Origin of the sequence: Pseudomonas sp. NPDC088429 (assembly GCF_044753305.1) — a bacterium.
GTDB lineage: Bacteria > Pseudomonadota > Gammaproteobacteria > Pseudomonadales > Pseudomonadaceae > Aquipseudomonas > Aquipseudomonas rustica.
The window spans coordinates 1-20,103 of record NZ_JBIVMX010000019.1 but is presented as its reverse complement, the minus strand read 5'-3'; the positions used below and the strand labels follow the sequence as shown (position 1 = coordinate 20,103).

Sequence of the window (20,103 nt, the reverse complement as noted above, 5' to 3'; positions counted from 1 at the left end):
TGCAGGCTCTTTCCCTTTAGTCGATGACTTTCGGAACCAGATACAGGCCGTTTTCGACCGCTGGTGCGATGGACTGGTAGGCCTCGCGGTGATTAGTCTCGGTCACGACGTCGGCACGCAGGCGCTGACTGGCTTCCAGCGGGTGGGCCAGAGGCTCGATACCGTCGGTATTAACAGCCTGCATTTCGTCGACCAGCCCGAGAATGCTGTTGAGGGCGGAAGTAATGTGTGGAAGATCAGCATCATTGAGGCCAAGGCAGGCCAGATGAGCAATCTTTTCCACGTCGGAGCGTTCTAGCGCCATCGGGATTCTCCAGTGGAAAACAGAACACACGGCGTCCGTGTGTTAGATTGTTCGGAACACTACCGCACTTCTACGGTCATAAGGCCGCGATTGTGGGGCTTGGTGCACAGAAAAGCGGCCAATTTAACATATTGGCGCCTTGCCCAAAATCCCTGTCGTTGTTAGAGTTTGCCGCACTTTTTTACCCACGCGTTGCCTAGGGTCCCTTTCCCATGTTCAAGAAACTGCGTGGCATGTTTTCCAGCGATCTTTCCATTGACCTGGGCACTGCCAACACCCTTATTTACGTGCGCGAGCGCGGTCTCGTCCTGATTGAGCCATCGGTTGTGGCTATTCGGACACACGGTAATCAGAAAAGTGTCGTCGCTGTCGGCACCGAAGCCAAGCGCATGCTCGGTCGTACGCCGGGCAACATAGCTGCCATTCGTCCGATGAAAGACGGCGTGATCGCCGACTTCAGCGTCTGCGAAAAGATGCTGCAATACTTTATTAACAAAGTTCACGAAAACAGCTTTCTGCAGCCTAGCCCTCGTGTGCTGATCTGCGTTCCATGCAAATCCACCCAGGTTGAGCGTCGCGCCATCCGTGAATCGGCTCTTGGTGCCGGTGCCCGTGAAGTGTTCCTGATCGAAGAGCCAATGGCCGCTGCGATCGGTGCCGGCCTGCCGGTCGAAGAAGCGCGCGGTTCGATGGTCGTGGATATCGGTGGTGGTACCACTGAAATCGCACTGATCTCCCTGAACGGTGTGGTCTATGCCGAATCCGTACGCGTTGGCGGCGACCGCTTCGACGAAGCGATCATCACCTACGTGCGCCGTAACTACGGCAGCCTGATCGGTGAATCCACCGCTGAGCGCATCAAACAGGAAATCGGTACCGCCTACCCGGGCGGCGAAGTTCGCGAAGTCGATGTTCGCGGTCGCAACCTGGCCGAAGGCGTTCCACGCGCATTCACCCTGAACTCCAACGAAGTGCTGGAAGCTCTGCAAGAGTCCCTGGCCACCATCGTTCAGGCCGTGAAAAGCGCGCTGGAGCAATCGCCGCCGGAACTGGCTTCCGACATCGCCGAGCGTGGCCTGGTGCTGACCGGTGGTGGCGCATTGCTGCGTGACCTCGACAAGTTGCTGGCGCAGGAAACCGGTCTGCCGGTGATCGTTGCCGAAGATCCGCTGACCTGTGTTGCTCGCGGCGGTGGCCGTGCATTGGAAATGATGGACAAGCACACCATGGACTTGCTCTCCAGCGAATAAGTCGCTGAGTGCAATACGTGGGTGAGCGCGCGCAGGCAGCACTTTGCAGTGCTGCCTGTTGGCGTTTATCTTCTGTCAGTCTTCATCCAGGCCGGTTTGATGCCGTATGAATAAACAGAACATTTGCCTGGGAGGAGCGGCTTATTAAACCGCTTTTCGCCAAAGGCCCTTCGTTGGGTGTGCGCCTGTTGGTGCTGGCCGTGCTGTCGGTCGCGCTGATGGTCGTCGATGCCCGCTTCAGTCTGCTCAAGCCTGCACGCAGCCAGATGTCGCTGGTGCTGATGGATGCCTACTGGATCACTGACCTGCCCGGACGTTTATGGGAAGGCGTGGCCAGTCAATTCGGCAGCCGTACCGAGCTTGTCGCCGAAAATGAAAAACTCAAGACCGAAAACCTGCTGCTGCAGGGTCGCATGCAAAAGCTTGCCGCCCTCACCGAGCAGAACGTTCGGCTGCGCGAGTTGCTGAACTCTTCCGCACTGGTCAACGAAAAGGTCGAAGTGGCCGAGTTGATCGGCATGGATCCCAATCCCTTCACCCATCGCATCATCATCAATAAAGGTGAGCGCGATGGCGTGGTGCTCGGTCAACCGGTGCTCGATGCGCGCGGCTTGATGGGCCAGGTGGTCGAGTTGATGCCGTACACCTCACGTGTATTGCTGTTGACCGACACCACTCACAGCATTCCTGTGCAGGTGAACCGTAACGGTTTGCGCGCAATTGCCAGCGGCACCGGTAACCCGGAACGTCTGGAATTGCGCCACGTTGCCGACACCGCCGACATCAAAGAAGGCGATCTGCTGGTCAGTTCGGGTCTCGGCCAGCGTTTCCCGGCCGGTTACCCGGTGGCGACCGTCAAGGAAGTGATCCACGATTCCGGTCAGCCCTTCGCCATCGTCCGCGCCGTGCCGACGGCAGCCCTGAATCGCAGCCGCTACATGCTGCTGGTGTTCAGCGACACCCGCACGCCGGAAGAGCGCGCCAATGACGCCGCGCAAGCCCAGGAAAATCTCGACGCGCAGGGCGGTGGCCCGGTGATTCCGGCCACTGTGCCGAAAACCGTCACGCCACCTGCCGCCGCTGCGGCGACTCCAGCAGCAACGCCCGCCGCACCGGCCGCTGCCGCTGCGACCCCGGCCAAGCCGGCTGCGAGCAAACCGCCAGCGGCGTCTAAACCGCCCGCCGCCAGTAAACCTCCGGCCGCTCAGCCGGCTGCACGGCCAGCGGCGAAACCGCCGGTGACTGCGCCCGCCACCACCGGGAGACAAGAATAATGGTCGGAGCGACTGCCTCGCGTAACGGCTGGATCGTCTGGCTGACCTTTGCCATCGGCCTGCTGCTCAGTGTTTCGCCGTTGCCGCAATTCATGGAAATCCTCCGCCCGCTGTGGCTGGCACTGCTCCTGACATTCTGGGCGCTGTACATGCCGCAAACGGTCGGTATGGTCACCGCGTTTTGTCTGGGGCTAGCTGAAGACGTGCTCTACGGCACGCTGCTGGGGCAGAACGCCTTGATCCTGACGCTGATTACTTTCCTCGTCCTCTCGTTGCAGCAGCGCTTGCGCATGTTTCCGATGTGGCAGCAGTGCCTGGTGATTCTGGTGATTTTCGGCCTCGCCCAGCTCGTGCAGCTGTGGCTCAGCGCGTTGACCGGCAACCGTCAACCGACGCTGGCGCTGGTATTGCCGGCACTGGTCAGCGCCTTGCTCTGGCCGTGGATCAGCTTCGCTCTGCGTGGATTGCGCCGCCGCTACAAGATCAATTGAGTCGATCAGGCATGTGCCCGCACCGGTGACGCCGCCAACAGGGAAGAGTATTTGTGAGGCAGGGCACTAAACAGGGAGATGTCGTGATGAAGTCGCTTTACCTTGCCTCAGGTTCGCCGCGTCGGCGTGAATTGCTCACGCAGATCGGCGTGCCGTTCACCGCCATCAGCGCGGACATCGATGAAACCCCTTTAACCAACGAATCCCCTTCGGCCTACGTCGAGCGTCTGGCGCGCGGCAAAGCCGAGGCCGGGCGACGCACGCTCGTGTCCGCCGAACAGCATTGTGTGCTGGGCGCGGATACCGCTGTGGTGCTCGACGGTAAAATTCTCGGCAAACCGGTGGACGAAGCCGACGCATGCGCCATGCTGATGATGTTGTCCGGCAAGGAGCATGAAGTGCTGACGGCAATCGCCGTACTCGACGACGAGCGTTGCGAGTCGCGCGTGGTGCGCAGTCTGGTGCGGTTCCGCCCAATCAGTCGTGAAGAAGCCGCGGCCTACTGGGCCAGCGGTGAACCCCGCGACAAGGCCGGTGGCTATGGCATTCAGGGCCTCGGCGCAGTGTTTGTCGCCGGGCTCAATGGCAGTTACTCGGCGGTGGTCGGGTTGCCTGTTTGCGAAACCGCAGAACTGCTGGGCCATTTCGGCATACCCTGTTGGCAAAACCTAAGCGCGCAATGAGCGTCGTACGAAACCAGATGCGGCCATTATCGTGAAAATGTCTGAACGAGATCCTGCCATGAGTGAAGAGATTCTGATCAACATCACGCCGATGGAGTCGCGCGTGGCGGTGGTCGAAAACGGTGTGCTGCAAGAAGTCCATGTCGAGCGCACGCAAAAACGCGGGATCGTCGGCAACATCTATAAAGGCAAGATCGTCCGGGTACTGCCGGGCATGCAGGCAGCATTCGTCGACATCGGTCTGGATCGCGCCGCGTTCATTCATGCCTCGGAAATTTCCCTGCGCGAAGGCTCCTCCGTTGAAAGCATCAGCGCGCTGGTGCACGAAGGCCAGAGCCTGGTGGTGCAAGTCACCAAAGACCCGATCGGTTCGAAAGGCGCACGCCTGACCACACAACTGTCGATCCCGTCGCGCTATCTGGTGTACATGCCGCGCACCGCCCACGTCGGCATTTCCCTGAAAATCGAAGACGAAGCCGAGCGCGAACGCCTGAAAAAAGTGGTCAGCGATTGTGTGGCCAAAGAAGGCATTCAGGAGGCGGGCGGCTTTATCCTGCGCACCGCGGCTGAAGGCGCTGGCGCCGAAGAAATCCTCATGGACATTCGTTATCTGCGCCGTTTGTGGGATCAGATCAACGAACAAATCAAAACCATCGGCGCGCCGAGCGTGATCTACGAAGACCTCGGTCTGGCCTTGCGCACGCTGCGTGATCTGGTCAGCCCGAAGATCGAGAAGATCCGCATCGACTCGCGGGAAACCTTCCAGAAAACCACGCAGTTCGTCGCCGAGCTGATGCCGGAGATCGCCGATCGTCTGGAACATTACCCGGGCGAGCGGCCGATTTTCGACCTCTACGGCGTTGAAGACGAAATCCAGCGCGCCCTTGAGCGCAAAGTCCCGTTGAAATCCGGCGGCTATCTGGTGATCGATCCGGCGGAAGCCATGACCACCATCGACGTCAACACTGGCGCGTTCGTCGGTCATCGCAACCTTGAAGAAACCATTTTCAAGACCAACCTCGAAGCCGCCACCGCAATTGCCCGGCAGATGCGCCTGCGCAATCTGGGCGGGATCATCATCATCGACTTCATCGACATGGAAGATGAAGAGCACCAGCGTCAGGTGCTGCGCACGCTGGAGAAACAGCTGGAGCGCGATCACGCCAAGACCAACATCATCGGCATCACCGAGTTGGGCCTGGTGCAGATGACCCGCAAGCGCACCCGCGAAAGTCTTGAGCAAGTACTGTGCGAACCGTGCAGCAGTTGCCAGGGCCGTGGCAAATTGAAGACTCCGGAAACCATCTGTTACGAGATTTTCCGCGAGATTCTGCGTGAGGCCCGTGCCTATCAGGCCGAGGGTTATCGCGTACTGGCGAACCAGAAAGTGGTTGATCGACTGCTCGATGAAGAATCGGGTAACGTCGCCGAACTTGAAGGGTTTATCGGTCGCACCATTCGCTTCCAGGTGGAAACCATGTATTCCCAGGAACAATACGACGTGGTGCTGCTCTGATCCCCTGCGTCACATTTTTTCTACCGCGGCTGGCCTCAGCTTTTCGCAGTTTTATTGCCATGGGAGCCATCTGACATGGAGCGTCTGACACGCATTCTGGCCGCACTCACCCGTTGGGGGCTGGGCCTGTGCGCGTTGGTTCTGGTGTTGATGGCGTTGTACGTCAGCCTCGGCCGCGAGCTGACCCCGCTGGTCGCCGAATACCGCACTGACATCGAAGACAAGGCCAGCGCCGCCCTTGGCATGCCGTTGCAGATCGGCGAGCTGGAAGGTAACTGGAGCGGCTTCGCCCCGATTCTGTTGGCACGCGATGTGATGGTCGGCAGCGGCGCCAATGCGTTGCGTCTGGATCAAGTGCGCGCCGTGCCTGATCTCTGGGCCAGCCTGTTGGCCGGTGAAGTGCGCATTGCCCATCTGGAACTCAATGGCCTGAAGATCAGCCTCAAGGAAGCCGAGGACGGCAGTTGGGCGCTGGAAGGTCTGCCAGTGCAGAGCGATCAACCGCTGGATGCGCAGCAGTTGTTCAATCGTTCGCAAATGATTCAGCAACTCTCGGTGCTCGACAGCCAAGTGACCCTGCAGCCGCAGGATCACGCGCCGATGACCCTCACCTATGTCGGCATCAACTTGAAAACCGGCGCCAGTCGCCAGCGTCTCGATGCCCGTTTGACCCTGCCGGACGGCCAGCCCGTGGCGATCAATCTGCGTACGCGCCTGCGCCCCGAGCAATGGCAGGACAGCACGGTCGAGGGCTACGCCAGTCTGCCGCAAAGCGATTGGGCGAAATGGTTGCCCGAACGCCTGACCCAACAATGGAATTTCTCCGAGATCAAGGCCGGCGGTGAGGTCTGGATCGATTGGGCCAAGGGCACGCTGCAAAGCGCCTCTGTTCGCTTGAACGCGCCGCAAGTCACCGGCGCCTATGGCGAGCGCAAGCCTATCCAGATCAACAACCTCGCCATCAACGCCTACTACCGCGACGGTGGCGACGGCGCGGCGGTGACGTTTGATTCGCTGGCGATGAATTTCGGCGAAACCCGCTGGGAATCCCGCGTCCAACTGCAACAGACCCGCGCCACCGACAAAGTGGAAGAGCTCTGGCATCTGCAGGCTGATCGTCTGGATCTGACGCCGATCACGCCACTGCTCAACGCGCTCGGGCCGTTACCGAAAGGTTTCGCCGAAGTGGTCGATCACCTGAAAGTGACCGGTGGCCTGCGCAACGTGCTGCTGGATTTCCGTCCGGCGGCCACTGACGGCACAAAATTCAGCTTCGCCGCCAACCTCGACAAGGTCGGCTTCGATGCCTATCACGGCGCCCCGGCTGCACGAAATGTCAGCGGCAGCCTCAGCGGCAACCTCGACGGCGGCGAACTGCGCATGGACAGCAAGGATTTTGTCCTGCACCTCGATCCGATTTTTGCCAAGCCGTGGCAATACATTCAGGCCAATGCGCGCCTGACCTGGAAACTCGATAAAGACGGTTTCACCCTGATCGCGCCGTACCTCAAGGTGCTCGGCGAAGAGGGCAAGATTGCCGGCGACTTCCTGATCCGCCTGCATTTCGATCACAGCCAGGAAGACTACATGGACTTGCGCGTCGGTCTGGTCGACGGCGACGGTCGCTACACCGCCAAATACCTGCCAGAAGTCTTGAGCCCGGCGCTCGACGAATGGCTGCGCACGGCGATCCTCAAAGGCGCGGTGGATGAAGGTTTCTTCCAGTATCAGGGCTCGCTGAGCAAGGACGCCAAAGAAGCCGATCGCAGCATCAGTCTGTTCTTCAAGGTGCATGACGCTGAACTCGCATTCCAGCCGGGCTGGCCGCATGTCAGCAAGGTCAGCGGTGATGTGTTTATCGAGGACAGCGGCGTACGCATTCTGGCGAAAAAGGGTCAGTTGCTCGACACCCAGGTCAGCGATGTCTCGGTCAATATTCCGCATGTGCCGTCCGGGCAGAACTCGCACTTGCTGCTGGATGGCGCGTTCGCCGGTGGTCTTGGCGATGGCTTGAAGATTCTGCAGGATGCGCCGATCGGCACGGGCGAAACCTTCGCCGGTTGGGAAGGCTCAGGGGATCTTCGTGGCAAGCTCAAACTCGACGTGCCGCTGGGCAAAGGCGAGGAGCCGAAAGTCCTCGTTGATTTCAAAACCGCCAATGCGAAGTTGAAACTCGCTGAGCCGAAGCTCGAGCTGAGCCAACTCAAGGGTGATTTCCGCTTCGACAGCGCCAAGGGCCTCAGCGGGCAGAACATCAGCGCACGGGCCTTCGACAAACCGGTGACCGCGCAGATTTTTGCCGACGGCAGTCCGGGCAAGCTGAAAACACGTGTTGCGGCGACCGGGCAGGTCGAAGTCAAGAAGCTCACCGACTGGCTGGCGGTGACGCAACCTTTGCCGGTATCCGGGACGATTCCGTATCAACTGCAATTGAATCTGGACGGCGCCGACAGCCAATTAATGGTCAGCTCCAACCTCAAGGGCGTCGCGGTGGATCTGCCGGCACCGTTCGGCATGGCGGCGGATGTCGGGCGCGACACGGTGTTCCGCATGACCTTGCAAGGGCCGGAGCGGCGTTATTGGGTCAATTACGATCAACTGGCCAATTTCACCTATGCCGCGCCATCGAGCGGTTTTGCTGACGGTCGCGGTGAGTTGTTCCTCGGGGCGGGCGAGGCGGTGTTGCCGGGTGCCAAGGGCTTGCGCATTCGCGGTGTGCTGTCGGAGCTGGACGTCGCGCCGTGGCAGGATCTGGTCAACAAGTACGCCGGGCAGGATCCGGGCGGCAGCGCCAACAAATTGCTCAACAGCGCGGATATCAAAGTCGGCAAGCTGACGGCGTTCGGCACCACGCTGGATCAGGCGTCGGTGCAGCTCAATCGCAAACCTGGCGCGTGGGCGTTGGCCCTCGACAGTCAGCAGGCTAAAGGCACCGCCAGCCTGCCCGACGCCAAGGGCGTAGCGATTGCGGTCAACATGCAATACGTGAAGCTGCCGGCGGCGGATCCGAATGTGCAGACCGACGAGAACGCCCCCGATCCTTTGGCCTCGGTCGATCCGACGAAGATTCCCGCGCTGGATATCACCATCAATCAATTGTTCCAGGGCCAGGATCTGGTCGGTGGCTGGTCGCTGAAAATTCGCCCGACTGCCAAAGGCATCGCCCTGAACAGCCTCGACATGGGCCTCAAAGGCATCCTCTTGCAGGGCAACGGCGGCTGGGAAGGCGCGGCGGGCTCGAGCAACAGCTGGTTCAAAGGGCGGATCAGCGGCAAGAACCTCGCCGATGTGCTCAAGGGCTGGGGTTATGCGCCGAGCGTGACCAGCGAAGATTTCCACATGGACGTCGATGGCCGCTGGCCGGGCTCGCCGGCGTGGCTGGCGACCAAGCGCTTCTCCGGCACCCTCGATGCCTCGCTGAACAAAGGTCAGTTCGTTGAAGTGGATGGCGGCGCGCAGGCGTTGCGCGTGTTCGGTCTGCTCAACTTCAACTCGATTGGTCGTCGCTTGCGCCTGGACTTCTCCGACCTGTTCGGCAAAGGCCTGAGCTACGACCGGGTCAAAGGCCTGCTGGTGGCGACCAACGGTGTTTACGACACCAAGGAGCCGATTCGCCTCACTGGGCCGTCGAGCAACATCGAACTCAACGGCAAACTGGACATGGTTGCGGAGCAAGTCGACGCCAAGTTGATGGTGACCTTGCCGGTGACCAACAACCTGCCGATTGCCGCGCTGATCGTCGGAGCCCCGGCGATTGGCGGTGCTTTGTTCCTGATCGACAAGCTGATCGGCGACCAGGTGGCGCGCTTCGCCAGCGTCAAATACACCGTCAAAGGCCCGTGGAAAGAGCCGAAAATCACTTTCGACAAGCCTTTTTAACTAGCAGACACTACCCCCTGCAGGAGCTGCCGCAGGCTGCGATCTTTCAAGACCAAAAGATCGCAGCCTGCGGCAGCGCCTACACCGATATGTGCAGATTTCGAGGAGCGGCCATGTCTTTTGCGGTGATTCAAATGGTCAGCCAGAGTGACGTGCTGGCCAATCTGGCTCAGGCCCGGCGCCTGCTCGAACAGGCTGCCGCCGGGGGCGCGAAGCTTGCGGTGCTGCCGGAAAACTTCGCCGCCATGGGCCGTCGCGACGTCGCTGATATCGGCCGCGCCGAGGCATTGGGCGACGGCCCGATCCTGCCATGGTTGAAACAGACCGCCCGCGACCTCAAGTTATGGATAGTGGCCGGCACATTGCCGTTGCCGCCGGTGGATCAACCGACGGCGAAGGCCAATGCCTGTTCGCTGCTGGTCAACGAACACGGCGAAATCGTTGCACGCTATGACAAGCTGCACCTGTTCGATGTCGATGTCGCCGACAATCGCGGCCGTTACCGCGAATCCGATGACTATGCTTATGGCAGTGGTGTGGTGGTGGCGGACACGCCGGTGGGCAAATTGGGCCTGACCGTGTGTTACGACCTGCGCTTCCCGGAGCTGTACAGCGAATTGCGCGCGGCCGGTGCTGAATTGATTACCGCACCGTCGGCGTTTACCGCGGTGACCGGCGCAGCGCATTGGGACGTACTGATTCGCGCGCGGGCCATCGAAACCCAGTGTTATGTGTTGGCGGCAGCGCAGGGCGGAACCCATCCGGGGCCGCGTGAAACGTTTGGCCATGCGGCGATTGTCGACCCGTGGGGCCGCGTGCTGGCGCAACAGGATCAAGGCGAAGCGGTGTTGTTGGCCGAACGCGATAGCAGTGAACAGGCGTCCATCAGGGCGCGGATGCCGGTGACCCGTCATCGGCGGTTTTTCTCGCAGGGCGCACAGCGACCTGCTTCAGAACATGAATTTAAGGCGTAAACCTATGAGCGAGTTGTTGTCCTCAGTCAGTGATCACCTGTTGGCACCGGGCGGCGTGACCATCGAGAGCCTGCAAGGCGTACTCGGCGATCTGGCCGGCCCGGGCATCGATGCCGCCGACCTGTATTTCCAGGGACAGATCTCCGAGTCCTGGGCGCTGGAAGATGGCATCGTCAAGGAAGGCAGCTTCAACCTCGATCAGGGCGTTGGCGTGCGCGCGCAATCCGGTGAGAAAACCGGTTTCGCCTACAGCAACGCGATCACCCTCGAAGCCCTCGGCGCAGCGGCTCGCGCGGCACGTTCGATCTCCCGTGCCGGGCAAAACGGCACGGTGCAGGCGTTCACCAGCCAAGACGTCGCCCAGTTGTACGCGCCGGATAACCCGCTGGAAGTGCTGAGCCGCGCCGAGAAAGTCGAGTTGCTCAAGAGCATCGATGTCGCGACTCGCGCGCTAGATCCGCGTATCCAGCAAGTCAGCGTGAGCATGGCCGGTGTCTGGGAACGGATTCTGGTCGCGTCCACCGACGGCGGTCTGGCGGCGGATGTGCGCCCTTTGGTGCGTTTCAACGTCAGCGTGATCGTTGAGCAGAATGGTCGTCGCGAGCGCGGCGGGCATGGCGGCGGCGGGCGTACCGACTACCGTTATTTCCTCGCCGAAGACCGCGCCATGGGCTACGCCCGTGAAGCGTTGCGTCAGGCGCTGGTGAATCTGGAAGCGATCCCTGCGCCGGCCGGTACTTTTCCGGTGGTGTTGGGTTCGGGTTGGTCTGGCGTGCTGTTGCACGAAGCCGTCGGCCACGGTCTGGAAGGCGATTTCAACCGCAAGGGCAGTTCGGCCTACAGCGGGCGCATGGGCGAAATGGTTGCCTCGAAGCTTTGCACCATCGTCGATGACGGCACCTTGAGCGGCCGTCGCGGTTCGCTGAGTGTCGACGACGAAGGTACGCCGACCGAGTGCACCACGCTGATCGAAAACGGCGTGCTCAAGGGTTACATGCAGGACAAGCTCAACGCGCGTCTGATGGGCGTGGCCCGTACCGGTAATGGTCGTCGTGAATCCTACGCACACCTGCCGATGCCGCGGATGACCAACACCTACATGCTCGGTGGCGAAAGCGATCCGGCGGAAATCATTGCGTCGGTGAAGAAGGGCATCTACTGCGCCAACCTCGGCGGCGGTCAGGTCGACATCACCAGCGGCAAGTTTGTGTTCTCCACCAGCGAGGCGTACCTGATCGAAGACGGCAAGATCACCGCGCCGGTCAAAGGCGCGACGTTGATCGGCAACGGCCCTGAGGCGATGAGCCGGGTGTCGATGGTCGGTAACGATCTGGCGCTGGACAGCGGTGTGGGCACGTGCGGCAAGGATGGGCAGTCGGTGCCGGTGGGCGTGGGTCAGCCGACGCTGAAAATCGATGCGATCACCGTCGGTGGCACGGGCGCATAAGAAACGTGTGTAGGAGCTGCCGCAGGCTGCGATCTTTTGATCTTTAAAAAGCAAAGATCGCAGCCTTCGGCAGCTCCTACAAGGATGAGATCAACGCAGACCGCGTTGAGTCTCGTCCAGCTCACGGATGTACTTGAAGATCTTGCGGCTGGAAGCAGGAGGTTTGTTTTGCGCAACCTCGTGCTGAGCCTGACGGATCAGGGAACGCAATTGCTGGCGATCGGCGTCCGGGTACTCGACGACGAATTTTTCCAGCACGGCATCGTCGCCCGCGATCAGGCGATCGCGCCAGCGTTCCAGGTTATGGAAACGCTCGTTGTATTGGCGAGTGGAGGCATCGAGTTGATCGAGCAAGGTCAGAATCGCGTCAGTGTCCTGGTCGCGCATCAGTTTGCCGATGAACTGCAAATGCCGTTTCCGCGCGATATTCGCGGTGTGCTTGGGCGCATCGGCCAAGGCCCGGCGCATGGCGTCGGTCAGTGGCAGTTTTGCGATCAAGTCAGGCTTGAGTGTTGTAAGGCGCTCGCCAAGGTCAACCAGAGCATGCAGCTCGCGTTTGACCTGAGATTTGCTTTTTTCTCCCGTATCGAGGGAGTCGTCGTAAGAATCAACCATGGTGGCAGTCCGCAAAGAAACGCCGCCATGATAACCAGTCGGGGGCCGCTTGTCCGGCCCGGTCGCTCGATGGCCCCAGCCGAAAGCAGAATTTGAGTGGAGATGAGCATGAGTGCAGTTGAAAGCGTCGGCCCGCAGGCATTGCCGGCACTGCAGGAACAGGTCGAGCAGATCATCGCCGAAGCCAAACGTCAGGGCGCCAGCGCCTGTGAAGTCGCGGTGTCGCTGGAGCAGGGCCTGTCCACGTCCGTGCGTCAGCGCGAAGTCGAAACAGTCGAATTCAACCGCGATCAGGGGTTTGGCATCACCCTGTACGTCGGTCAGCGCAAAGGCTCGGCCAGCACGTCAGCCACCGGGCCTGAAGCGATTCGCGAAACCGTCGCGGCCGCATTGGCGATTGCCAAGCACACCTCTGAAGACGAAGCCTCGGGCCTGGCCGATGCCGCGCTGATGGCCAAGGATCTGAAGGATTTTGATCTGTTCCACGAATGGGACATCACCCCGGAACAGGCGATCGAGAAGGCGTTGATCTGCGAAGCGGCGGCGTTCGATGCCGACGCGCGGATCAAGAATGCCGATGGCACCACCCTCAGCACCCACCAAGGCTGCCGCGTTTATGGCAACAGCCACGGTTTTATTGGTGGTTACGCGTCGACCCGACACAGCCTGAGCTGCGTGATGATCGCTGAGGCCGACGGCCAGATGCAGCGCGATTATTGGTATGACGTCAGCCGTCAGGGCAGTCTGCTGGCGGATCCGGTGAGCATTGGTCAGCGTGCGGCGCAGCGGGCCGCGAGCCGTTTGGGCGCGCGTCCGGTGCCAACCTGTGAAGTGCCGGTGCTGTTCTCCGCAGAACTGGCAGGTGGCTTGTTCGGCAGTTTCCTCTCGGCGATTTCCGGCGGCAGCCTGTATCGCAAATCGTCGTTCCTCGAAGGCACGCTGGGGCAGAAGCTGTTCCCGGAATGGCTGACCATCGATGAGCGTCCACACCTGATGCGCGCCATGGGCAGTTCGGCCTATGACGGCGATGGTCTGGCGACGTACGCCAAACCGTTCGTCGAAAAGGGCGAATTGGTCTCGTACATCCTCGGCACGTATTCCGGGCGCAAACTCGGCATGCCGAGCACCGCTAACGCCGGCGGCGTGCACAACCTGTTCGTCACCCATGGCGACGAAGACCAGGCGGCGCTGTTGAAGCGCATGGGCCGTGGTTTGCTCGTCACCGAATTGATGGGCCATGGCTTGAACATGGTCACCGGCGACTATTCACGCGGCGCGGCGGGTTTCTGGGTCGAGAACGGTGAAATCCAGTTCGCGGTGCAGGAAGTGACCATCGCCGGCAACATGCGCGACATGTTCAAGCAGATCGTCGCGGTGGGTAATGACCTGGAACTGCGCAGCAACATTCGCACGGGTTCGGTGTTGATCGAACGGATGACCGTCGCGGGCAGCTAAACCGCAACCGTCACAAAAAAAGGCGCGCCATCCACCCGGATGTCGCGCCTTTTTCATGCCTGCCCTGTAGGAGCTGCCGAAGGCTGCGATCTTTTGATTTTGCTTTGAAAGACAAGATCAAAAGATCGCAGCCTTCGGCAGCTCCTACACAGGTGCTCTTGTTTTGGTTCTCATTATCATCTAATAATAAATCTCATTATCGGATAGGCCCCGAATCATGAGTTCTGCCTTGCACGAGCAGCCGTACCTCGAAAGCTGGCGCTGGATGAGTCGCCAGATCCGTTGCGCAATGGATCCTGACGAACCGCGCCTGATCGAACACTACCTCGCCGAAGGCCGGTACCTGTCTTGTTGCACCGCGACCTCACCCTGGACGGTCGCCGAAACCTCCTTCCGTTTGCTGCTCGACACGGCCACCGACATCGCGCTGCCGTGGCACTGGCGCAGCCTCTGTCTCGATCAAGCCTGGCGCCCGTTGCGTGAAATGGAGCGCCTGTCCCTGTGCAAATGCCGGCTCAAGCGCTGGCAACGCTACACCTGGCAGCTCGCCACCTGCGAACTGCTTCCTTCGATTCCTCTTATTGAACTGGTGCAAGGATTTTCAGATGACCAAGACACGTATTGAGCGCGACAGCATGGGCGAACTGCAGGTGCCGGTGGACGCTCTCTACGGCGCGCAAACCCAGCGCGCAGTGGATAACTTCCCGATCAGCGGCAAACCGATGCCGACGCAATTCATTCGCGCGCTGATCCTCGCCAAAGCCGCCGCCGCCCGCGCCAACGTTGAGCTGAAGCAGATCAGCGCCGCTCAAGGCAAAGCCATCAGCGACGCCGCGCAAGGCCTGCTCGAAGGCGACTTCATGCAGCATTTCCCGGTGGATATCTTCCAGACCGGTTCCGGCACCAGCTCCAACATGAACGCCAATGAAGTGATTGCCACCCTCGCCAGTCGCCTGCTCGGCGAGCCGGTCAACGCCAACGATCACGTCAACTGCGGCCAGAGCAGCAACGACATCATTCCGACCACCATCCACGTCAGCGCCGCGCTGGCCCTGCACGAACAACTGCTGCCGGCGCTGCTGCACCTGGTGCAAGTGATCGAACACAAAGCCGGGCAAGTGCATCACCACGTTAAAACCGGTCGCACGCATTTGATGGACGCGATGCCGGTACGCATGAGCCAGGTGCTCAACGGCTGGGCGCAGCAGCTCAAGGCCAACATCGCTCATCTGCAGGATTTGTTGCCGAGCCTGCAATCCCTCGCGCAGGGCGGCACAGCGGTCGGCACCGGGATCAACGCGCACCCTGAGTTCGCCGCGCGTTTCAGCCGCCAGTTGAGCCAATTGACCGACGTGCAATTCACCCCGGGCAAAGACTTGTTCGCGCTGATCGGCTCGCAAGACACCGCTGTCGCCGTCTCCGGCCAACTCAAAGCCATCGCCGTCACTTTGATGAAAGTCGCCAATGACCTGCGCTGGATGAACTCCGGCCCGCTCGCCGGCCTCGGTGAAATCGAACTGGAAGCTCTGCAACCGGGCTCGTCGATCATGCCGGGCAAGGTCAATCCGGTGATTCCGGAAGCCACCGCCATGGTCGCCGCGCAGGTGATCGGCAACGATTCGGTGATCACCATCGCCGGCCAGTCGGGCAACTTCGAATTGAACGTGATGCTGCCGATCATCGCGCAGAACCTGTTGAGCAGCATCGAATTGCTGGCCAATTCCAGCCGCCTGCTCGGCGACAAAGCCATCGCCAGCTTCAAGGTCAACGAATCGCGCTTGAAAGAAGCGTTGTCGCGCAACCCGATTCTGGTCACCGCACTCAACCCGATCATCGGTTACCAGAAAGCCGCCGAAATCGCCAAGCAGGCTTACAAAGAAGGCCGTCCGGTGATCGACGTCGCCCTGGAACATACCGATCTGTCACGCAGCCAACTGGAAGAGTTACTCAATCCCGAGAAACTCACCGCCGGCGGCGTGTAAACCCCGCAACCGCTTTGGAGGCTCACCATGGAGCACTGGAAACGCACGATCGAACGGGCCAATCGCTGCTTCATGCTGGGCGAACTGATCGACGCCCGTGAGGCTTACCTGCAAGCCCTCGCCCTGGCGCAAGTGTTGTTCGAACGCTGGGCGGACGCCGACGAAGCGGTGGCGGCTTGCGTCATCTCGCACCACAACCTCGCGGATTTACACCTGCGCCTGAATCAACCGGAGGAGAGCGCCGAATACCTCTGCGCCATCCACCAACGGCTGCTGCAGACCATGCAGGACGAACGCCAGCGCCTGGCATTGCGTGAAGCGGCGCTGCGCCAGAGCAGCAAAACCTATGTCGAGCTGCTGAATTTCATCAGCGAACACGGCGAATACCCGCGCACTCAACGCCTGCTGCACCCGGATACCGGCAATGCGCGCCGCGCGCCTGCCCCACATCACCATGGAGTCCATTGAAATGGCTTTTACCTTGCCTGCCTTGCCTTACGCCTACGACGCCCTCGAACCGCACATCGATGCGCAGACCATGGAGATTCACTACACCAAACATCACCAGACCTACATCAACAACCTCAACGCGGCGGTAGAAGGCACTGAATACGCCGAGTGGCCGGTGGAAAAACTGGTCGCCAGCGTTAAGGATCTGCCGGAAAAACTCCGTGCGGCGGTGATAAATCAGGGCGGCGGCCACGCCAACCACTCGCTGTTCTGGGAAGTGATGGTGCCAAGCGGTGGCGGCAAACCGGACGGCGCGCTGGCCAAAGCCATCGATGAGCAATTGGGCGGTCTCGACAGCTTCAAGGAAGCCTTCACCAAAGCCGCGCTGACCCGTTTCGGCAGTGGCTGGGCCTGGCTCAGCGTGACCCCGGAGAAAAAACTGATCGTGGAAAGCAGCGGCAACCAGGACAGCCCGTTGATGAACGGCAACACGCCGATTCTCGGTCTCGACGTCTGGGAACACGCCTACTACCTGCGCTACCAGAACCGTCGCCCGGAATACATCAATGCGTTCTACAACGTGATCAATTGGCCGGAAGTTGCTGCGCGCTATCAGGCCGCACTGGTTTAAGTCATCTATAAAAACAATCCAAGGCTGACTATGGGCACTGAAACACTGGCGATCGGAAGTGGGCGTATGTTTCGTTACGCAGTGGGATCGCTATTGCTGTTGGCGGGCATGACCTTGCTGGTTGCCCACGGACTGGCGTGGCTGAATCTGGAACCGAGGCTGTTGCGGGCGTTGCAGGGCGGTGCGATCTGCGCGCTCGGCACCGCGCTTGGCGCTGTTCCGGTGCTGGTGATTCGGCGCATGCCGCAGGCACTCAGCGATACGTTGCTGGGGTTTGGTGCCGGGGTGATGCTGGCGGCGACCGCGTTTTCGCTGATCGTGCCGGGCATCGCCGCTGCTGAGAGTCTTGGCCTGACGCCGTGGGGCGCCAGTGGCCTGATCTGCTTTGGCATCATGCTCGGTGCGTTCGGGTTGTATCTGGTTGATCTCAAAGTCTCGGGCGCGTCCCCGGAAATGCTCGTCGGCACTGTCGATCGCCCGGTGATTCCGCCACGGATCTGGTTGTTCGTGTTCGCCATCATTGCCCATAACATCCCTGAAGGCATGGCCGTCGGTGTGTCTGCCGGTGGCGGCATGCCGGACGCGGACAGCCTGGCCATGGGCATCGCGTTGCAGGATGTTCCGGAAGGTCTGGTGATTGCGTTGGTATTGGCCGGGGCGGGGATGTCGCGGGTCAAAGCGTTTTTGATCGGCGCGGCGTCTGGACTGGTTGAACCGGTGTTTGCGCTGTTGTGCGCGTGGCTGGTCAGTCTTGCGCAGGTGTTGTTGCCGTTAGGGTTGGCGCTGGCGGCGGGGGCGATGCTGCTGGTGGTGACCCACGAAGTGATCCCCGAGTCGCGACGCAATGGTCATGACAAACTGGCCAGTCTTGGCTTGTTGAGCGGGTTTTGTTTGATGATGGTGATGGATACGGCGTTGGGTTGAAGCAGATCAAAAGATCGCAGCCTGCGGCAGCTCCTACAGGGATTATGTGCGCCGCGGGTAACCGTAATTGCCCCTTCCAATGTAGGAGCTGCCGAAGGCTGCGATCTTTTGACTTTGGCGGTCAGCCACCTTCATCGAAGTAGTTGTTGATCAATGCCACCAGCGCATCCAGCGCTTCCTGTTCCTGATGCCCTTCAGTACTCAAATAGATCTTGGTGCCCTTGCCAGCCGCCAGCATCATCATCGCCATGATGCTTTTGCCATCAACCGTGGTCTCCGGCGTGCGACCCACTCTGATCGTGCAATCCGGATACTGCCCGGCCACGCCAACGAACTTGGCCGATGCGCGGGCATGCAGGCCCAGTTTGTTGATGATTTCGATTTCCAGAGCAGGCATCGCGGTGTGAATCCTTTAAGTGAGGTCGCGGTGGCGAACCTGGACGTTCTTCAGGGTTTTCTGCAGGGCCTGACCCAGACGTTCGGTCAGGTAGACGGAGCGGTGATGCCCGCCGGTGCAGCCAATGGCAATCGTGACGTAGGCGCGGTTGCTCGCTGCGAAGCGCGGCAGCCATTTGTGCAGGTAGGTGAAGATGTCCTGAAACATTTCTTCGACGTCAGGCTGCGCTGCCAGATATTCGGCCACCGGCGCATCGAGCCCTGATTGCGCACGCAGTTCCGGCTTCCAGTACGGGTTGGGCAGGCAGCGCACATCAAAAACCAGATCGGCATCCACCGGCATACCGCGCTTGAAGCCGAATGACTCAACCAGATACGCCGTGCCCGGCTCAGGCTGATTCAGCAGACGCAGCTTGATGGTGTCGCGCAACTGGTACAGGTTCAGATTGGTGGTGTTGATCTTCAGATCAGCCAGGTCGGCGATCGGGCCGAGCAGGGCGGTTTCATCCTGAATCGCCTCGGCCAGCGAACGGTTGGCATTGCTCAGCGGGTGGCGGCGGCGGGTTTCGGAAAAACGCTTGAGCAGGGTTTCTTCATCAGCATCCAGATACAGAACATCGCACTGGATGTGCTTGGCGCGCGCATCTTCAAGCAGTTCCGGAAAACGCGTCAGATGGCTGGGCAAGTTGCGCGCATCGATCGACACGGCGACCAGCGGTTGCGCCAGCTCGGTGTGAATCAGCGCGCGTTCGGCCAGTTCCGGCAGTAAACCCGCCGGCAGGTTGTCGATGCAGTAATAACCGTTGTCCTCAAGGACATCCAGTGCGGTGCTTTTACCCGAGCCGGAACGGCCACTGACGATGATCAAACGCATGATTACTGCCCGTTTTGCTCGTCCAGTACGACCTGGTACAAGGCTTCGTTGCTCGGAGCGCTGCGCAGTTTATCGCGCACATCCTTGCGATCCAGCATGCTGGCGATCTGGCGCAGTAATTCCAGGTGCGCATCGGTGGCGGCTTCCGGGACCAGCAGAACAAACAGCAGGTCAACCGGCGCGCCGTCGATGGCGTCGAAATCGATAGGGGCTTGAAGGTGCATCAACGCGCTGATTGGCGTTACACAACCTTTCAGGCGGCAATGGGGAATGGCGATGCCGTTGCCAAAACCGGTCGAGCCGAGTTTTTCACGGGCAATCAGAGCCTCGAAGACATCTTGCATCTCCAGATCCGGCACTTCGCGGGCGATCAGGTTGGCAATTTGTTCGAGGGCTTTCTTTTTACTGCCGCCCGGCACGTTCACGAGGGAACGGCCGGGGGTCAGGATACTTTCAAGTCGGATCATGGAATGGGGGGTTATCGACCGGTCGCGCCCTGGAGGAGGCTCTGGGTCTTTTCCTTATGCTTTTTGAGTTGGCGATCCAGCTTGTCGGTCAGTGAGTCGATCGCAGCATACATATCAGTATCTTCTGCGTTGGCGACCACTTCGCTGCCGGGAATATGCAAGGTGGCTTCGATTTTCTGCTTCAGCTTTTCGACACACATCGTGACTTGCACGTTGGTGATCTTGTCGAAATGTCGCTCCAGTCGTTGGAGTTTTTCCTCGATGTAGGAACGCAGAGGTTGGGTCACTTCCAGTTGGTGTCCACTGATGTTGACTTGCATACAGCTTCTCCTTCGTTGCCAGTGCATAAAGCGGCAGGCTGGATAGCCTGCCACTGGAACGCTGTAACGTGGCTTACATCAACCGCTTGCGTTCGCTCGAAGGCGCGATCCCGAGGGATTCGCGGTACTTGGCGAGGGTGCGGCGAGCCACCTGAATGCCTTGTGCGTGCT

Annotated in this window: 21 protein-coding genes; 14 read left to right on the top strand and 7 right to left on the bottom strand. The window is 60.2% G+C overall.

Features of this window, described 5'->3' with window-relative positions; genetic code table 11:
• Positions 1–16: 16 nt before the first annotated feature.
• The gene (gene gatC / locus ACIP66_RS12540; protein ID WP_007901429.1) at positions 17–304 is read right to left on the bottom strand and encodes an Asp-tRNA(Asn)/Glu-tRNA(Gln) amidotransferase subunit GatC; all 288 of its coding nucleotides are present in this window, start codon (positions 302–304) and stop codon (positions 17–19) included.
• Between the two features lie 212 nt (positions 305–516).
• Here gatC and mreB point away from each other — a divergent pair, with 212 nt between their 5' ends.
• The 8 genes from mreB (at position 517) to tldD (ending at position 11,818) form a co-directional block, all read left to right on the top strand.
• Positions 517–1,554, top strand: coding sequence for a rod shape-determining protein MreB (mreB, locus tag ACIP66_RS12535; RefSeq protein WP_400648430.1), 1,038 nt, complete (start codon positions 517–519; stop codon positions 1,552–1,554).
• A 143-nt stretch (positions 1,555–1,697) separates the two neighbouring features.
• A complete protein-coding gene (gene mreC / locus ACIP66_RS12530) occupies positions 1,698–2,828 on the top strand; it encodes a rod shape-determining protein MreC (RefSeq protein ID WP_082341383.1) in 1,131 nt (376 codons plus the stop codon).
• Positions 2,828–3,319 carry a rod shape-determining protein MreD gene (gene mreD, locus ACIP66_RS12525; protein ID WP_053117085.1) on the top strand — a complete coding sequence of 164 codons (492 nt, stop codon included), beginning with the start codon at positions 2,828–2,830 and terminating at the stop codon, positions 3,317–3,319. Before mreC ends, mreD begins: the two co-directional genes overlap by 1 nt.
• An 86-nt stretch (positions 3,320–3,405) precedes the next feature.
• A complete protein-coding gene (locus ACIP66_RS12520; RefSeq protein WP_053117086.1) occupies positions 3,406–4,002 on the top strand; it encodes a nucleoside triphosphate pyrophosphatase in 597 nt (198 codons plus the stop codon).
• 58 nt (positions 4,003–4,060) lie between these two features.
• On the top strand, positions 4,061–5,518 hold the full coding sequence (gene rng, locus ACIP66_RS12515; RefSeq protein WP_053117087.1) for a ribonuclease G: 1,458 nt from the start codon (positions 4,061–4,063) through the stop codon (positions 5,516–5,518).
• A 75-nt stretch (positions 5,519–5,593) separates the two neighbouring features.
• Positions 5,594–9,397, top strand: coding sequence for a YhdP family protein (locus tag ACIP66_RS12510; protein WP_400648425.1), 3,804 nt, complete (start codon positions 5,594–5,596; stop codon positions 9,395–9,397).
• 113 nt (positions 9,398–9,510) lie between these two features.
• Positions 9,511–10,371 carry a carbon-nitrogen hydrolase family protein gene (locus ACIP66_RS12505; RefSeq protein WP_212549719.1) on the top strand — a complete coding sequence of 287 codons (861 nt, stop codon included), beginning with the start codon at positions 9,511–9,513 and terminating at the stop codon, positions 10,369–10,371.
• 4 nt (positions 10,372–10,375) lie between these two features.
• On the top strand, positions 10,376–11,818 hold the full coding sequence (gene tldD / locus ACIP66_RS12500) for a metalloprotease TldD (protein ID WP_008085093.1): 1,443 nt from the start codon (positions 10,376–10,378) through the stop codon (positions 11,816–11,818).
• A gap of 90 nt (positions 11,819–11,908) precedes the next feature.
• Here the strand turns inward: tldD and yjgA are convergent, their stop codons facing one another.
• The gene (gene yjgA, locus ACIP66_RS12495; RefSeq protein ID WP_007915377.1) at positions 11,909–12,433 is read right to left on the bottom strand and encodes a ribosome biogenesis factor YjgA; all 525 of its coding nucleotides are present in this window, start codon (positions 12,431–12,433) and stop codon (positions 11,909–11,911) included.
• Positions 12,434–12,541: 108 nt separating this feature from the next.
• Between yjgA and pmbA the strand changes: the two genes are divergently transcribed.
• From pmbA to ACIP66_RS12465, 6 genes are all read left to right on the top strand, one after another.
• Entirely contained in the window at positions 12,542–13,888 is a 1,347-nt protein-coding gene (pmbA, locus tag ACIP66_RS12490; RefSeq protein ID WP_053117090.1) for a metalloprotease PmbA, read from the top strand.
• A gap of 217 nt (positions 13,889–14,105) precedes the next feature.
• Entirely contained in the window at positions 14,106–14,513 is a 408-nt protein-coding gene (locus tag ACIP66_RS12485; protein ID WP_159812153.1) for a FagA protein, read from the top strand.
• A complete protein-coding gene (locus ACIP66_RS12480) occupies positions 14,494–15,870 on the top strand; it encodes a class II fumarate hydratase (RefSeq protein WP_400648420.1) in 1,377 nt (458 codons plus the stop codon). Before ACIP66_RS12485 ends, ACIP66_RS12480 begins: the two co-directional genes overlap by 20 nt.
• Before the next feature lie 27 nt (positions 15,871–15,897).
• On the top strand, positions 15,898–16,338 hold the full coding sequence (locus ACIP66_RS12475) for a hypothetical protein (protein ID WP_016984162.1): 441 nt from the start codon (positions 15,898–15,900) through the stop codon (positions 16,336–16,338).
• A 1-nt stretch (position 16,339) separates the two neighbouring features.
• Positions 16,340–16,951, top strand: a complete 612-nt coding sequence (locus tag ACIP66_RS12470) for a superoxide dismutase (RefSeq protein ID WP_053117092.1) — start codon at positions 16,340–16,342, stop codon at positions 16,949–16,951.
• 30 nt (positions 16,952–16,981) lie between these two features.
• A complete protein-coding gene (locus ACIP66_RS12465) occupies positions 16,982–17,875 on the top strand; it encodes a ZIP family metal transporter (protein ID WP_053117093.1) in 894 nt (297 codons plus the stop codon).
• A gap of 121 nt (positions 17,876–17,996) precedes the next feature.
• On the opposite strand, the gene ACIP66_RS12460 is transcribed toward ACIP66_RS12465, so the two are convergent.
• From ACIP66_RS12460 to ACIP66_RS12440, 5 genes are all read right to left on the bottom strand, one after another.
• Positions 17,997–18,272, bottom strand: coding sequence for an HPr family phosphocarrier protein (locus tag ACIP66_RS12460; RefSeq protein WP_008085079.1), 276 nt, complete (start codon positions 18,270–18,272; stop codon positions 17,997–17,999).
• A gap of 15 nt (positions 18,273–18,287) precedes the next feature.
• Positions 18,288–19,145, bottom strand: coding sequence for an RNase adapter RapZ (gene rapZ / locus ACIP66_RS12455; protein WP_212549716.1), 858 nt, complete (start codon positions 19,143–19,145; stop codon positions 18,288–18,290).
• A gap of 2 nt (positions 19,146–19,147) precedes the next feature.
• Positions 19,148–19,612: a PTS IIA-like nitrogen regulatory protein PtsN gene (gene ptsN, locus ACIP66_RS12450; protein WP_053117095.1), complete on the bottom strand. Its 465-nt coding sequence runs from the start codon at positions 19,610–19,612 to the stop codon at positions 19,148–19,150.
• Positions 19,613–19,623: 11 nt separating this feature from the next.
• A complete protein-coding gene (hpf, locus tag ACIP66_RS12445; RefSeq protein WP_007912419.1) occupies positions 19,624–19,932 on the bottom strand; it encodes a ribosome hibernation-promoting factor, HPF/YfiA family in 309 nt (102 codons plus the stop codon).
• Positions 19,933–20,005: 73 nt separating this feature from the next.
• Positions 20,006–20,103, bottom strand: a 98-nt coding sequence (locus ACIP66_RS12440; protein ID WP_400648511.1) for a hypothetical protein, incomplete at its 5' end; no start/stop codon positions are given.